Source organism: Pigmentiphaga sp. YJ18 (assembly GCF_038066655.1).
Lineage (GTDB): Bacteria > Pseudomonadota > Gammaproteobacteria > Burkholderiales > Burkholderiaceae_B > Pigmentiphaga.
Genome location: NZ_JBBUKU010000003.1, coordinates 370,504 through 384,906 on the forward strand (window position 1 = coordinate 370,504; position 14,403 = coordinate 384,906).

Annotated in this window: 15 protein-coding genes; 7 read left to right on the forward strand and 8 right to left on the reverse strand. The window is 67.1% G+C overall.

Annotation, left to right across the window (positions count from 1 at the left end):
- Positions 1–15 precede the first annotated feature (15 nt).
- The gene (locus WKR98_RS21540) at positions 16–720 is read right to left on the reverse strand and encodes a hypothetical protein (RefSeq protein ID WP_341434630.1); all 705 of its coding nucleotides are present in this window, start codon (positions 718–720) and stop codon (positions 16–18) included.
- Positions 721–884: 164 nt separating this feature from the next.
- Between WKR98_RS21540 and WKR98_RS21545 the strand changes: the two genes are divergently transcribed.
- A complete protein-coding gene (locus WKR98_RS21545) occupies positions 885–1,190 on the forward strand; it encodes a hypothetical protein (RefSeq protein ID WP_124690822.1) in 306 nt (101 codons plus the stop codon).
- 34 nt (positions 1,191–1,224) lie between these two features.
- Here WKR98_RS21545 and WKR98_RS21550 read toward each other — a convergent pair whose 3' ends face one another.
- From WKR98_RS21550 to WKR98_RS21575, 6 genes are all read right to left on the reverse strand, one after another.
- The gene (locus tag WKR98_RS21550) at positions 1,225–1,911 is read right to left on the reverse strand and encodes a cohesin domain-containing protein (protein WP_124690823.1); all 687 of its coding nucleotides are present in this window, start codon (positions 1,909–1,911) and stop codon (positions 1,225–1,227) included.
- Position 1,912: 1 nt separating this feature from the next.
- Positions 1,913–4,219 (reverse strand): PKD domain-containing protein, encoded by a 2,307-nt coding sequence (locus tag WKR98_RS21555; RefSeq protein WP_341434631.1) that lies wholly within the window; start codon positions 4,217–4,219, stop codon positions 1,913–1,915.
- Between the two features lie 162 nt (positions 4,220–4,381).
- Complete coding sequence (locus WKR98_RS21560; protein ID WP_341434632.1) at positions 4,382–5,041, reverse strand: FABP family protein; 660 nt, start codon at positions 5,039–5,041, stop codon at positions 4,382–4,384.
- A 90-nt stretch (positions 5,042–5,131) separates the two neighbouring features.
- Positions 5,132–6,112, reverse strand: coding sequence for a Bug family tripartite tricarboxylate transporter substrate binding protein (locus WKR98_RS21565; RefSeq protein WP_124690827.1), 981 nt, complete (start codon positions 6,110–6,112; stop codon positions 5,132–5,134).
- Between the two features lie 65 nt (positions 6,113–6,177).
- Positions 6,178–7,317: an acyl-CoA dehydrogenase family protein gene (locus WKR98_RS21570; RefSeq protein ID WP_341434633.1), complete on the reverse strand. Its 1,140-nt coding sequence runs from the start codon at positions 7,315–7,317 to the stop codon at positions 6,178–6,180.
- 31 nt (positions 7,318–7,348) lie between these two features.
- A complete protein-coding gene (locus tag WKR98_RS21575) occupies positions 7,349–7,795 on the reverse strand; it encodes a MaoC/PaaZ C-terminal domain-containing protein (RefSeq protein WP_124690829.1) in 447 nt (148 codons plus the stop codon).
- A gap of 229 nt (positions 7,796–8,024) precedes the next feature.
- Here WKR98_RS21575 and WKR98_RS21580 point away from each other — a divergent pair, with 229 nt between their 5' ends.
- Positions 8,025–8,834: an IclR family transcriptional regulator gene (locus WKR98_RS21580; RefSeq protein WP_341434634.1), complete on the forward strand. Its 810-nt coding sequence runs from the start codon at positions 8,025–8,027 to the stop codon at positions 8,832–8,834.
- A complete protein-coding gene (locus tag WKR98_RS21585) occupies positions 8,834–9,634 on the forward strand; it encodes an IclR family transcriptional regulator (RefSeq protein WP_124690831.1) in 801 nt (266 codons plus the stop codon). Before WKR98_RS21580 ends, WKR98_RS21585 begins: the two co-directional genes overlap by 1 nt.
- A gap of 11 nt (positions 9,635–9,645) precedes the next feature.
- On the opposite strand, the gene WKR98_RS21590 is transcribed toward WKR98_RS21585, so the two are convergent.
- Complete coding sequence (locus tag WKR98_RS21590) at positions 9,646–10,602, reverse strand: alpha/beta hydrolase (protein WP_341434635.1); 957 nt, start codon at positions 10,600–10,602, stop codon at positions 9,646–9,648.
- A 146-nt stretch (positions 10,603–10,748) separates the two neighbouring features.
- Between WKR98_RS21590 and WKR98_RS21595 the strand changes: the two genes are divergently transcribed.
- From WKR98_RS21595 to WKR98_RS21610, 4 genes are read left to right on the forward strand one after another with little or no spacing between them, the layout of a single operon-like run.
- Entirely contained in the window at positions 10,749–11,156 is a 408-nt protein-coding gene (locus WKR98_RS21595) for a VOC family protein (protein ID WP_161567900.1), read from the forward strand.
- Between the two features lie 10 nt (positions 11,157–11,166).
- Positions 11,167–11,718 (forward strand): hypothetical protein, encoded by a 552-nt coding sequence (locus WKR98_RS21600; RefSeq protein WP_124690834.1) that lies wholly within the window; start codon positions 11,167–11,169, stop codon positions 11,716–11,718.
- A gap of 30 nt (positions 11,719–11,748) precedes the next feature.
- Positions 11,749–13,362, forward strand: coding sequence for a rhodanese-like domain-containing protein (locus tag WKR98_RS21605; protein WP_341434636.1), 1,614 nt, complete (start codon positions 11,749–11,751; stop codon positions 13,360–13,362).
- A 43-nt stretch (positions 13,363–13,405) separates the two neighbouring features.
- Complete coding sequence (locus tag WKR98_RS21610) at positions 13,406–14,401, forward strand: Bug family tripartite tricarboxylate transporter substrate binding protein (RefSeq protein WP_124690836.1); 996 nt, start codon at positions 13,406–13,408, stop codon at positions 14,399–14,401.
- The last annotated feature ends 2 nt before the right edge of the window (positions 14,402–14,403 follow it).

Genomic DNA, 14,403 nt, shown 5'->3' on the forward strand with positions numbered 1-14,403 from the left:
GCGATAACTTCCCGCTCAGCGACCGCGCGGACAGGTCATCGACGCCCGGTTGTCGCCGTTGAACACGAGGTCTAGCTGCGGCACGCCGGTCTGCTTGACCGCGTAGCGTCCGGTCGCGTTGGACAGCGGCCCGGTGAAGCTGACGCGGCCATCCTTCAGCTGATAGCTGCCGCCCTTGGCGCCCACCGCGTACTGGCCGCTTTTCTGCACGACGACATCGGTATAGGCGTAGTTCAACTGGCCTGCATCGAAGGTGTAGCAGGTGTACTTGCCAGGTGCGATGTCGGCGGCCTGCACGGGCGCTGGAGCTGGAGCCGCGGTTTGCCGCCATCCGCGGCGCATGTCGTCCAGCGACTTGACGATGACGGGCGTCTGCTTGTCCAGCGTATCCAGCGTCGCGGCCGGACAGGCGCCCTGGGCGAAGCCCTTCTGGCTGGCGATGCCGGCGATGCGCGCCGTCTCGTCGCGCTTCGCCTGCTCGTAGGCGCGCCGCAAGTGGTCGCGCTGGGGCAAGGACAGGCCCGCGGCGCCGATCAATCCATCCAGGGCCCGGACGACCGGGGTTGCATCCCGCTTGCAGAAATCCAGCGCGGCCTGCACCTGCGCGGCCTGCGTATTGGCGCTTTCGAGGATGTCCCGGGAATCGGGGGTCGCGCCCAGGCTGGTTCCGGCAGCGGCCAGGCTACAAGCGAACGGGATGATGCGCACAAGGGCGTTCAAGGAAGTCTCCGCAGGTCTTATTGGAATGTAGCCGGCAAGTCCTGACTGCACGGTCGGAACATCCAGCCGCGGCCAAGCGTACCATCGCCGCGGCGGGAACCAAAACAATGGCAGCCAGGGCTGTTAGACTTCCTCATCCCTCCGGTCATCCCAGGAGCCGTTCCATGCGCCAGGCCATCTTCGCCGGGGTGCTCGCCGCCATCGTGCTTGCCGCCTGGGCCAGGCAGCAGGGATGGATCGCGCTGCCCGACAGCCTCATGCAGGCCCTCCTGCTGTGCCTGCCGCTGGCGTTTCTTCCCCTTTACCTGCAAGGGCTGCGCGAGGGCGAACTCGTCATCCCGCCGCGCACCATCCGGCGCCGGGAAACGCCCCTGCTCTTCGGGTTCGTCGCGGTGTTCCAGGCCGTCATCGCATTGGCGCTACTGGGGTACCTGGCCGTCCAGTTGCTGGACAGCCTGACGGCGGGCTGAGCCGGCGGGGCGCCGGCTCGAACCTTCCTTTTCCTTACTCCCTGGGCGCCGTAGCGGCCGGTATCCGAACCTGCACCGGCTGCGCCTGCCCCGACCCGTTGGCGACCTGCAGCGTCACCGTGCCGCCGGCCGGCCGCATCCGCCGCGCGCGCGACACCAGGTCGGGACTGGAGGACTTCTGGACCACCCCCGCCAACCGGGGCGCCGGCGACGCCACCGACTCGACGAAGGTCACCTCGCCGTCGTAGCCATCGGCACCCGGCGGAATGGCCGTCGCATCCGGCTTCAGGATCTCGGTCGCCTTGGCCGTCAGCGTGGTCGTGGCCTGCGCCGGGCCCAGCACCTTGAAGCGGATGTTGCCCAGCGGCACGGTGCCGATGGGCTGCGTCAGCGACGTGCCGTTGACCATCACGATATGCAGGACGTTGCCGTCCTTGCGCCATTGGACGGCCGGCGTGACGCGGCCGGCCGCCACCGGCTCGATGGCCAGGATCTCCAGCGCCGCCGGATCGTAGGTGACCGTGGCGTGGGCCGCCCCCACCGCCTGGGTGCCGGAGAACACGGCCACCTGTATGGCGCCCTCGGCGCCGGCCACCGCCGTCACCGAAGGATCGACGAAGAAGGCGTCGCCGACGAACTGGGCATGCGCGGCGCCACTCATGGCCGCCGCCAGCGGCAGGCCGGCCAGCACGGACCGGAGAATGAACGAACGAATACGCATGTCATTGCACCTCGAGAATGAATCGCTTGGTCACGCCCGGTGTCAGGTCGCTGCCGGACAAGGCATCCCCGCCCACCACCCTCGCATTGCCGCCGAAGGTGATGAAGTACGTACCGATCCCGTCCGGCGCGGCCAGGCCGCGCATCAGCACCTCGGCCTGGCCTGCCGGAATCGGCACCGAAGCGGAAACGCTGCGCACCGGCGAGCTGCTGGTCAGCACCGTCTGGCCGAACACGACGACCTCGAAGATGTCGTCCAGCGCGGAACCATTGTCTCCCATCGTGATCGTGACATCCGACGTGCTGCAGCCGACGATCTCGGTCGCCCTGCCCAGTCCGTCGCACATCGGCCAGGATGCCTCCAGCGTGGCCGTGCCGGCCGCCGTGGGCGACGCGCTCGGGCAGTTGTAGTTCGCCGTTCCGTCGGAGTTGAAGCTGTAGCTGCCCTTGTCCGCGCTCAGCGGCGTCAGCACGCGGTTCGCCGGCATCGGCGCCCGGCCCGCAGGCACCACGGCGCAGCGGTTGGTCACGAAGCTCTCGATCGCGCCCATCACGCCGGCGGCATCCAGGGCATTGCCGGCGGCATCGGCCAAGCCGTCCAGCAGCTTGACATAGAGATCCTCCGCATACTTCGCGAAGAAATCCGCCAGCGTCCGCGCTGCCGTATTGCTGCGCAGGATGCCCGCCACCACGCGTTTGCCGATGATCTGCTTGACCAGATACCCGGCTCCCTGGCTGGCGCCCATGCCGCATAGATGCTGCAGGCCGATGAAAGCCACTTCCGGCTTGACCAGCGCCGACTCGCCCGGCTTCAGGCTGAGCGGGCTCACCGTCAGGTACAGCTTGGGATCGATGGGCTTGACGATCTCGCCCAGCGTGGATGCCACAGACAACGTCGCGCTCAGCGGCACGCAGAACTTCACGAACGCGGCCACGGCACCGATCTCGATGGCGGGGCCGTCGGCGGGAATGACCGCGCCGGCGATGAAGATGGTGGCGGTCACCGCGCTGCACGCCGCGCTGGCGATCGACGACGCCTCGCCCAGGATGTCGGCGGTCTTCTTCAACCGGCAAAGCTCGGGCAGCACGAAATCGCAGATCTGGTCCGGCGAGACGGCGGCCGCCATGGGACCGGCGGCGGCATTCGCGGACACCTTGCCCAGCACTTCCTGGCTTTCGGCCTGGAACTCGCGCATGCCGTTGGCCAGCAGCGCCTTCTGGAACACCTTGGCCAGCGTATCGCCGTTGGGCCCGGCCAGCACGCGCTCGAGTTCCAGCCTGGCGTTGCCGAAGGCGCTGCGGCCGGCGGCCGCCACCTTGCGCAACTGCTCGGCGCCTTCGGCGCTCAAGCCACTGGGTTCGGCCACGATGGCATCGTGCTGCGCCTGCATCAGGCGATCGATCCGATCGAAAAAGGCGCGCACGTCCTGGGCGGCCGGTACATTGGGCTGGAGCGGCGCCAGCAGGTCCAGCGCCAGGGTCTCGCTCGCCACGCCGTTGACCGACACCACGACCTGCGCCTTCGCGTTGCGCGCCAACCCGGCCGGGACCAGGAACGACGCATAGCCCGGCAGCATGCGGAACACCTGGGGCGAAGCAACGCCGTCCACCTTGATGGCCACCTGGGCTTCCGGATTCAACAACGCCGGAGACACCATCGCGACCACGGCTCCAGGATAGGCCTGGGGATGCAGAAGCGCCGATGGCAGTTCCTGGCCGGCGGCGGCCGCCTGCATGGCCAGCGCGACATCGGCTTCGTCGACGGTGCCATCCAGGTTGATGTCCGCACGCGCCACCTGGAGCTCGTTCAGCGTGTTCAACCCCCCGACGTATTGCCCCAGGCGCATGGCATCGACCAGGCCGGGCTTGGCATTGCCGGCGATGTTGCCGATCTTCGAGGGTATGCCGAACTCGGCATACGGCGAATTGCCGGCATCCATCACGACGACCGCGGCGCTGGCCTCGGCCACGGACTGGCCACCGGAGATGGCCTGCACGGTTGCCGTCACCGGTCCCGCCTTGCCAAAGGAAGCCGAGACCCGCTGTCCCGTGGCCCGCTGCCCATCGCTGAACGTCCAGCGGTATTGGTCGATCTTCGTGCCGTCCGTCACGGCGGCGACGCTGAAGCCTACCGGTTTACCCACGGAAGCATTGCTGCGATCGGCCTGGACTTCGATCACGGCCTTGCTGCTCGATGCCGGAGGCGGTTCCTCGCCCCCCGGCTTGGCGCCGTCGCCGCCGCAGGCGGCCAGCGTCAGCACGATACTACCCGCCAGCGCCAGCCATAGATGGCGGGCGCGGGTGCACATTGATCCTCTCATCGGATCCCCCCGGTGTGTGTTGCGCTTATTTTCGGTGTTGTGGCAATACCCCCTTGCCACCGCACGAAAATTACCCGTTTTCTCGTAACTATCGGAATTTAGTTGCTACAAAACGTAGCAAGCACTAACACACAAAAGAGGTGCGCCACGTCAGGACAGTTGCGGCAGCCCCTGCTTCATGGCCGCCTGTGCCGTGGGATTCGGCGTGGCCTCGCCGATCTTGCGCAGCGTGTTCCGGTCGGTATGGTGGAAGGGCTCCGCCTGGCCGGGGATGACCAGTATCGTGTCCTGCTCATAGGACCAGGTGCCGTCGTCGTTGATCGTGACCGTGATGGTGTAGCTCTCGGTCTTGAACGCATATTCCAGGAAGGGATTCGACACGATCCCGTTCGTCAGCGAACCACGCACGGCCTGGAGGCTGAAACGCTTCGCATCGGCGGTGGCCTGGCCCACGGCCATCGCCGTCTGCCCGCGCGGGATGGACAGCGTCTGCATTATCGCGCCCGTCGCGGGCTCCCACAGCCAGTAGCCCACCTGGTCGTGGAAGGTCTCGACGTCGTCCGGCTTGACGATGCGGGTGTGATAGCGCAGCCCGTAGAACAATTGCGGACCGTTGGTCTGCGCGTCGATGGGCTGCAGCTCCATGTGCTCGATGAAGGCCTGTTTCTCGGGACCGTCGGCCTTGGGGTTGATGTCGAGCCCGCGCGCGCCCGTCCAGATGCCGGCCATGCCGGTCAGCGGCCCGAGATTGGCCAGCGTGTGGACATCCGGTTCCGGCTCGGTGTAGATGTCCTTGGGGTAATTTTCCATGATCGGTCCAGCCTGCTTGCGTTGTAATGAAGAAAAGCCAGATTTATGTAAGCAGGCTGAACCGATGTCAAGCGGAATCCTCGTGCGCCGTCACTGCTGCTCGATGCCCGCCGCCTTGACCAGCTTCGTCCACCGGGTGATTTCGACCTTCTGGAACTCCGCCAGCTCCTGCCGGGTCCCCGCGATCGGCTTCCAGGCGTTGTCGCCGAAGTACTTGGCGGCCTCCTGCGATTGCATGATGGGAACGATCAGCGCATTGAGCTTGTCGGCGATGTCGTTCGGGGTACCCTTGGGCGCGAACACCGCCAGCCAGCCACTGGCCTCGTAGCCGGGAACGCCCTGCTCCGCGATCGTCGGGATGTCCTCGTAGCCGGGCATGCGCGTGGGCGTGGACACGCCCAGGGCCTTGAGCTTTCCGGCGCGCACGTGCGGCATCACCGCCGGCGCATCGCCGAACACGATGTCGATCTGACCGCCCATCACGTCCGTGACGGCCAGCGGCAGCGTCTTGTACGGCACATGCAGGATGTCGATGCCGGCCAGTTCCTTGAGCACTTCGCCGCCGGCCCTGGACGAGGAGTTGCCGGAGCCGAAGGTCAGCTTGCCAGGGTTCTTCCTGGCCGCGGCGATCAGCTCCTGGACGTTGTGGTAAGGCGCGCCGGGCGCGACCGTCAGCACCACGCCGCCCACGATCATCGCGGTAATAGGCACGAAGTCCGCCACGGGATCGTACGGCAGCTTCTTGAACAGCGCGAGGTTCGCGGCATGCGTCGTGTTCGTGCCGACGACGATGGTGTATCCGTCCGCGGGCTGGCGCAGCACGTGCTGCAAAGCGATGAACCCGCTGGCGCCGGGCTTGTTGTCGACGATGACCGGCTGCTTGGTGATCTCGGTGATGTGCTTGCCGACGAAGCGGGCAGCGAGGTCCGTGGTCGTACCGGCGCCGAACGGCACGACGATGGTGATGGGCTTGCTGGGGAAGCTCGCCGCCTGGGCCCGGACCTGCGGCGAGGCGGCCAGCGCCAGCGATCCCCCCAGCAACAGGGCTTGCAGTGTGTGGATTTTTCTCATGTCATGTCTCCTTTGATGGCCTTGCACGTCCAACGGGGGGAACGCCGGGATCGCCCGGCCTGCGGTCACATGCGCATCGCCTTGGCGATGATGCTTCGCTGGATTTGCGAGGTCCCTCCGCCTATGGTCGATTGCATGCCTTCGCGGAAATAGCGCTCCATGTCGGACTCGGGCAGCATGCTGTGCCCGCCCAGGATCTGCATGCCCTGGCGCGTCACCGTCTGCAGGGTCTCCGACGCCATGAGCTTGGCCATGCTGACTTCCCGCGAGCAGGGCAAGCCCCGCGAAGCCATGTCGGCGGCGCGATACACCATGAGGCGCGACGCATCGACCGCAGTCTGCATGTCGGCCAGCATGTGGCGTATCACCTGGAAGTCGTAGATCGGCTGGTCGAACTGGATGCGCTCGTGCGCATAGCGCAGGGCGTCGCTGACGGCCTGCTGCGCGTTGCCGACGTAGGCGGCGGACACCGCTATCCGTTCGAGTTCCAGGTGGTCGGTGATGATGCGCCAGCCATCGCCCGGCTCGCCCATCATGTTGGCCTCGGGCACCCACGCATCGTCGACGAAGATCTCGGTGGTGCCCGTGGCACGGCGCGCCATCGTCGGCAGGCGCCGGATGTCCAGGCCCTTCGTGTCGTTGGGCACCAGCAGCACCGACAGGCCCTTGTGCTTCTTCGCTTCCTTGTCGGTACGCACCAGCATCGCGATCACGACGTTCCGGGCCGCCGCGCCGGAACACCACAGTTTCTGGCCCCGGATCACCCAGCCCTGGTCGCGCGGCTCGGCCCGCGTGCGCGTCGACGCCGCGTCGGAACCCGCCTGGGGCTCGGAGATCGAGATCGAGAAACGCAGCTCGCCCCGCATGAACGCGGGCAGGTAGCGCGCTTTCTGCTCCGGCGTGCCGAACTTGACGATGTTCATGCCCGTGAACGTCGCGACCATGAAGGCGGTCGCGAAATCGAAGCCATAGCGCGCCAGGCCCTCGCACATCAGCGCGTAGTCGAAGATCGTGCCGCCATCGCCGCCCTGGTCCTCGGGTATCAGCAGGCGCAGCCAGCCCAGCTTGGCCACCTTTTCATAGGCTTCATAGGGATAGGCGCGGTCGATGTCGCATTGGCGCACATACTCGCGGCCGATCTCCTGCTCCATCACCCGCGCGACGGTATCGCGCCACAACGTCTGCTCTTCGTTCAGGAAATCCATGTCGCTCTCTTTGTGGGAAGGTGGGGAATCGTCATTGGGCCGGCAGGCGCTGGCGGCGCACGAGCAGGCTGAACTCGCAACTCAGCACGGTCTCGTCGCGCTGATTGACCGCGACCAGCTTCGTGGTCGCGATGCCGTGCCGGTCGCCCTTGGCGCGCAGGTTGATGATTTCGCTTTCGGCATGCAGGGTGTCGCCGATGAAAGTGGGCTTGAGAAAGCGCAGCTTGTCCACGCCGTAAAACGCTTCGACGACGCTCGAATCGAAGCCGAGCAGCGCATTCACGACCACGAACACCAATCCCCCCTGCACGACGCGCTGGCCATAGAGCGATCGCTTGGAGAACTCCGCGTCCGCGTGGATGGCCAGCCAGTTGCCGGTCAGGCCGCAGAAATTGACCACGTCCGTCTCGGTCATGGTGCGGCCGCCGGAGCGCCGGCGCTGGCCCACGGACAGCTCGTCGAAAGGCTGGGTGATCATCGAATCCGGGCCTCCATGCGGGAATGGCGAAAAGGGGATGGCCGAATTCTAGATTCTTATTCCGTTTTTAAAAGTCTAATTCCATTTTAATTATGTAGAATGGCGGCATGGAATGCCTGGAAAGCAGGCAAATTTCACAATGCCACGGCGCGGCACATCGACGCGAAGTCATTGATATTGCGCGGAAATTCACCGGATCGTTTCTTTCCATCACATCGAATTCCATTCCATGAACGACATGCTAGGGACTTTCCCTAGGACTGCGGCGCCCACCGGCGAAATCCGCGTCCTGGCTCGCGGCCTGGCCTTGCTGAAGGCGTTCTGTCCGCGCAACGCCGCCCGCTCGAACGGCGAACTGGCGCGAATGACCGAATTGCCCAAGGCCACCGTGTCGCGCCTGACCGCGACCCTCACCCGCCTGGGCTACCTCGAATACCTGGAAGAATCGGCCCGCTACCGCCTGGCTCACGCCGCCGTCGCGCTGGGTTTCGGCGCCTTGTCCACGCAGGACATCCGCGTGCGGGCCCGCGAGCACATGCAGCGCTTCGCGGATGACAACGACCTGGTGGTCGTGCTGGCCGTACGCGAAGGCAATGTGATGGTCTGCCACGAGGTCTGCCGTGGGCGGGGCGCGCTCACGATCCGCGTCGCCGCGGGTTCGCGGCTGAAGCTGCCGCGCTCGGCCATGGGCCGTGCCTGGATGGCCTCTCTTGCCCCCGCCCGGCATGCGGCCATGCTGCGCGAACTGGAACAGGCCTTCCCCGAAGACACGCTTCATCCGGCGCTGGACGAGGCGGCGGCCGAGATCGCCCGGTCCCGGTTCTGCGTCACGGTCGGCTCGCTGGAGCCCGACGTCAACAGCGTCGCGACGCCCATCGATTTCGCACAATCCCCAGGCGCATACGTACTCGGCTGCTCGGTACCGGCTTTTCGCTATCCCCGCGAGCGCTGCATCGCCGAAATCGGTCCATTGCTGCTCGGGTTGCGCGGCCGGATCGAAGCCGACCTGGAAACGGCCGGCGGCGCGGGAGGCTCCTGATGCGCAAGCGCACCCCGGTGCTGGACGCCGCGAACGGCGACGAAGGCAATCGCGGCATCGACTCCTTGCAGCGGGGAATGGAAGTCCTGCGCTGCTTCCTGCCTGGCGAAAATGCCTTGACCGTTGCCGAGATCGCCCGCCGGCTGGCCCTGCCGCGGACCACCACACGCCGGCTGTTGAACACACTGGCCGCGCATGACTTCCTGTTCAGCGTCCCGGATCGCGATGCCTTCCGCCTGCACGTCGCCAGCTTCGTCCTGGGCCAGGCGGTGCTGTCGGGCTCGGAACTGGTGCGCAGGTCGACGCCGGTGCTGCAACTGCTCGCCAACCGCCACGCCCTGCATTGCCTCTTGTGCGTGCGCGACCGCGGCGACATGCTGGTGCTCGCGCACCAGGCCGGCACCGGCACGGAGCCTTGCCCGCTAAGGGCCGGGACGCGGCTGCCCATCGCCCGCACCGCACCGGGCCACGCCTGGTTGTGGACCCAGCCGGCCGCCACGCAGGGCGAATGGCTGACGCCGATGCGCGCATCGGCGAACCCGGCCGAACACACCCACGCCGCGACCATCTACCAGGCTTTCCACGACCTCGTCCAAGGCGGCACCTGCGCGTCGTTCGGCACGTGGCGGTCCGGCGTGGGCTTCATCGCCGCTCCGTTCGCGCTGGCCGGCGGCGACAGCGCGGTGATCGCCGGCGTGCATACCTGCTCGATGCCGCATGAGCGATGCCGCATCGAACACGAGTGCGCGGCGGCGCTGCTGCAGGCGGCCGCCACGATACGCCGCGCCCAGGTCCAGTAGCCGCCGGCCTGTCAAGCACCGTCCCGAATGAAGTCCACCAATGCCATTCCGAAGTCCGCATCGGCGGTGTTCAGGTGCGCGATGATGGAAGTGTGGTTATGCCCGGCCAGCCACATGAAGCGCGGCGACCTGCGCCGGTGGGCGCTCAGGGCGTGATACAGCTCCGCGTTGTGCACGTCGATCAACGGGTTCTCATACTGCGCCACCGCCAGCATGATCGGTAGCCTGGCCAAGCCCCGGGCGGCATAGGTGACCGGCGATCCTTCCTCCATGCGCCGGGGGTCGACCCCGTAATAGGCCTCCACGCGACGGGCGTTGGGATTCTCGGCGCCGGCCTCGGCGCGCACCCGTCCCGACACCAGGATGAGCCCGGCCAGGCCACTCCGCCCCGCCGGATGGAAGCGGCTGTCGCCGGCATAGTGGCCGGCGTGGGTACCTCCCGCCGAATGCCCCATCAGGAAGATCCGGTCGGGATCCCCGCCCCATTCCCCGGCATGCTTGCGCACCCAGGCGACCGCGGCGGCGATGTCCTGCGTCGCGCTCGGGAAGGGATGGTCCGGCGCGAGACGAAACTCCACGTTCACGCCCACGATGCCGTGGCGTGCCATGAACCACGGCACGTTGGCGTAGATCTCGGGCGTGCGGTTCTTTTCCCCATCCACGAAGGCCCCGCCATGCACGAACATCAGGACGGGACGGGAGGCGCGGGTGCCCGTCCCTTCAGATTCAGAGGAAGGCGGCACGTAAACATCGAGCCGGTTGCGCTCGTGCGGACCGTAGGACAGGTCCATCTCGCGCCTGCCCACCTTCGGCGCGGCGGCGTGCAGCGCGTCATAGGCCTCGATCATGCGGCGGGTGTGATTCTTGATGTCGCGGCCCCAGATGGGCCCCAGTTCGCGCATGAGCGCGCGCACGCTGTCCGGAACGGCGGGCGCATCGGCAAAGGTGCCGGGATGTGGATGAAACATCGTGCGACTTCTCCATGGTTTTTTCGTGCTTGACCCGGATTGGATCAGCCAATTATTATTTTAGAACAGTCGGTCCAATATTTGGAATGTACAAGGTGCGGGGCCGGCGGATGCACTCGGTACACATGACAAGGCACATCCCCACCATGGCTCAACCCCTGCTTGGCAAGCTCCGCCACATTTCCCTTTCGGTGAAGGACATCGAAGAAACCGCGCGCTTCTACGAACAGGCATTCGGCATGTTCCGCGTGCGCCAGTCCAACGTCGCCGTCATGATGTCCGACGGCGTGGTCAGCCTGGCCATCATCAGCTCGACCAAGAATCCCAACGCCGAAGAACGCGAAGGCCTTCATCACATGGGCTTCCTGATCGACGAAATGGAAAGCGCCGCGGACCGGGTGCTGGGCGCCGGCGCCGAGTACCACGGCCAGATAAACGGCGTGGGCAAGGGCCCGGCCACCGAACGCAAGTACCGCGACCCGAACGGCGTCGTGTTCGACATCGTCACGCGCGAGCACGCCGAGCGCGTGTGGTGCCTGCCGCAGATCGTGTAAGGAGCGATCCATGTCGAATCATCCGTACACGCTCGAGCAGTTTTGCGAGAACACCCGCGCCACGCTGCGCCAGGACCCCGGCCGCGCCGGCCAGGAGCGCGTCTGCGCCGACTTCGAACGGTTGCTGCAATCGCCGGCATTCGTCGACAAGTACTGCGGGCCGGAGCTCGAACGCAAGCTGTACCGCGTCCACACCGATCCCGAGCTCGGCTTCGAGGTCCTGGTCCACCTGAACAAGGCGGCGCGCAAGTCCCCGCCCCACGACCACGGCGAATCGTGGGCGATCTATGGCCAGGTCACCCGCTGGGTGGACATCACCAACTACCGGCGCAACGACGACGGCCGGCAGCCCGGCCACGCCGACCTCACGCTGACCGAGTCCTTCCGGCTGGAACCCGGGCAGGCCCGGCTGTTTCCCCAGGGGGCCATCCACGCGATCGACTATCCCGACCAGGCCGTGTTCGCGCGCGTCACCGGCCGCGACCTCGATGCCTTCCATCGCGACATGTTCGATCTCGAGGCGGGAACGGTCACCCGCATGACCCCGCAGCGGGCGAGCTGACGTGTCCCCCCGCACCATGGAACAACCGACATGAACACGCCTGGACAGGAACGGATCGTGACACCCGCCGACTTGCGGGAGCGCCTGCGGCGCGACGGGGAGCTCGCCCTGGTCGACGTTCGCGAAGAACTGCCCTTCTCGCGCGCGCACCTGCTGCAGGCCCGCTGCATCGCGCTGTCGCGGCTGGAAGTACTGATGCCGCAGCGCGTTCCCCGGCGATCGACGCCCATCGTGCTGTGCGCCGACTCGGCGCTGAACGAGCGGGCGCGCGGGCGGCTGGCCCGTCTCGGCTATACGGACGTCTCCGCCCTGGAAGGCGGGCTCGAGGGCTGGGCCCAGGCCGGCCTGCCGGTCTTCAGCGGCGTCAACGTGCCCAGCAAGGCCTTCGGGGAATTCGTCGAGCATGCCTACCACACGCCGTCGATAGACGCTCAGGAGCTGCAGGCCCTGCTCGACGCCCAAGCCGACGTGAAGGTATTCGACTCGCGTCCCTACGACGACTACACCGCCGAGACCATCCCCACGTCCACCAGCGCGCCGGGTGCGGAACTGGCGTTCCGCGTTCCCGAAGCCGTCGTGAACGACGACACCCTGGTGGTGATCAACTGTGCCGGCCGCACCCGCAGCATCCTGGGGGCGCAGTCCGTCATCAATGCCGGCCTGCCGCAGCGCGTGGTCGCCTTGCGCAACGGCACCATGGGATGGCGCCTGGCGGGACTGGCGGTGGAAACCGGCGCGGAACGCCGCCTGGCCGCACCTTCGCGCGCTGCCGCGCAGGCCTCGCGCGCGGCCGCGCAGCGCTTCGCCGACGCCGCCGGCGTACGCACGGCCGACCTGCCCATGCTCCACCAGTGGCTGGACGAGCGCGAGGCGCGCACGCTCTATGCGCTGGACGTGCGCACACCCGATGAAACCGCGCGGGATCCGCTGCCCGGGACACTGCCCGCGCCTGGCGGCCAACTCGTGCAGGCAACCGATCTCTATATCGGCACCCTGCAATCGCGCATCCTCCTGCTCGATCCGGAACACACGCGGGCGCTGATGACGGGCGCCTGGCTGCGGTGCATGGGCTGGCGCGACGTCTACGTGGCGCCGCCGCACCAGGTCCGCGACATGGCCGCCCTGCTGGCGACGCGGCCGGCGCCGCTGCCGACGCCCGCCCGCCCGGGGCTGGACGTCGCCGAAGCCCAGGCCTACATGCAGGCCATGGACGTGACGGTGCTGGACCTGTCCTGGAGCCGCCACTACAAGCGGCGCCACGTGCCGGGCGCCGTGTTCGCCTCGCGCAGCCACCTGGATGCGGCCATGGATGCCCATGCCGACAGCGCCGGCTACCTGCTGACCTGCGAGGACGGCCGCATCTCGGGCTTCGCCCTGGCCGAGGCGCAGGCCCTGACCAGCAAGCCCGTCCACTACCTGGCGGGCGGGATCGCGGCCTGGTCCGCGGCGGGCCAGCCGTTGACCAGCGACGGACAACGCTGGTCGGTGGAACCCGAAGACGTCTGGCTGCGCCCCTTCGAAAGGCCGACCCAGACCCGGCAGGCGATGGACGAGTACCTGTCGTGGGAGGTCGACCTGCTGGAACAGGCCCGCCTGGACGGCAGCCTGAACTTCCAGGCCTACGCCCCGCAGCGGCCCGCCTGAGGCCGCGCGCCGTGCGCAACGATAAAAACACCGGAGACATCTCATGACACAGCAAAGACTCGGCAAGCCCGTCCTTGGCCTCGCGGTGCTCGCGCTGTCCTGCGCGGGCGGCCTGCCCGCCACGCAGGCCGCGGACGCCACGTGGAAACCGGCCAGGCCCATCAAGTTGATCGTCGCCTACCCCGCGGGCGGTCCGGTCGACCAGATGGCGCGCGCCTTCTCGAACGAGATGGCGAAAGAACTCGGCCAGCCCGTCATCGTCGACAACCGCGGTGGGGCCAGCGGCTCGCTGGGCGCCAACTTCGTCCGCCGCGCCGAGCCCGACGGCTACACCATCAGCCTGATCATGGATGCCCACACCATCGTGCCCAGCCTGCTGAAGGACGCCGGCTATCGCCCCCTGGAAGACTTCACGCCCATCGGCCTGGTCACGCGCGCGCCCATGGCCATCGGCGTCAACGCGCAACGGCCCTACAAGACCTTCCGCGACGTCGCCGAAGCCGCCCGGGCGAAACCCCGAAGCGCCAGCTATGGCGTCTCGCAGGGCACGCTGGGCAGCCTCGTCATGCTGCAACTCCAGCGCCTGGGCAATTTCGAACTACTCAACGTGCCCTACAAAGGCGCCGCGCCCGCGCTGCAGGATGCGCTAGGTGGACAGATAGACATGGTGGTCGGCTTTCCCAGCAAGGTCATGCCCTATATCCAGAGCAAGCAGATGCGCGTGCTGGCCGTCACCTCGAAGGAACGCTCGAAAGACCTTCCCGACGTGCCGACGCTGAGCGAGCAAGGCTTCGGCGACATCGACTGGTCAGGCTGGATGGGGCTGGCGGGACCCGCCGGCATGCCGCCGGCCATCGTCCAGCGCTACAGCAGCGTCTTGAAGAAGGTATTGTCGGAACCCGCCGTGATCGAACGCTTCAATGCGGCGGGCATGCCGGTGGACTTCAGCGACCCGCCCACCTTCGCGAAATTCATGGCGTCCGAAACCGCCTACTGGAACAAGGTCATCGTTGACGGCAAGCTCGCCGCGTCCAACTGACC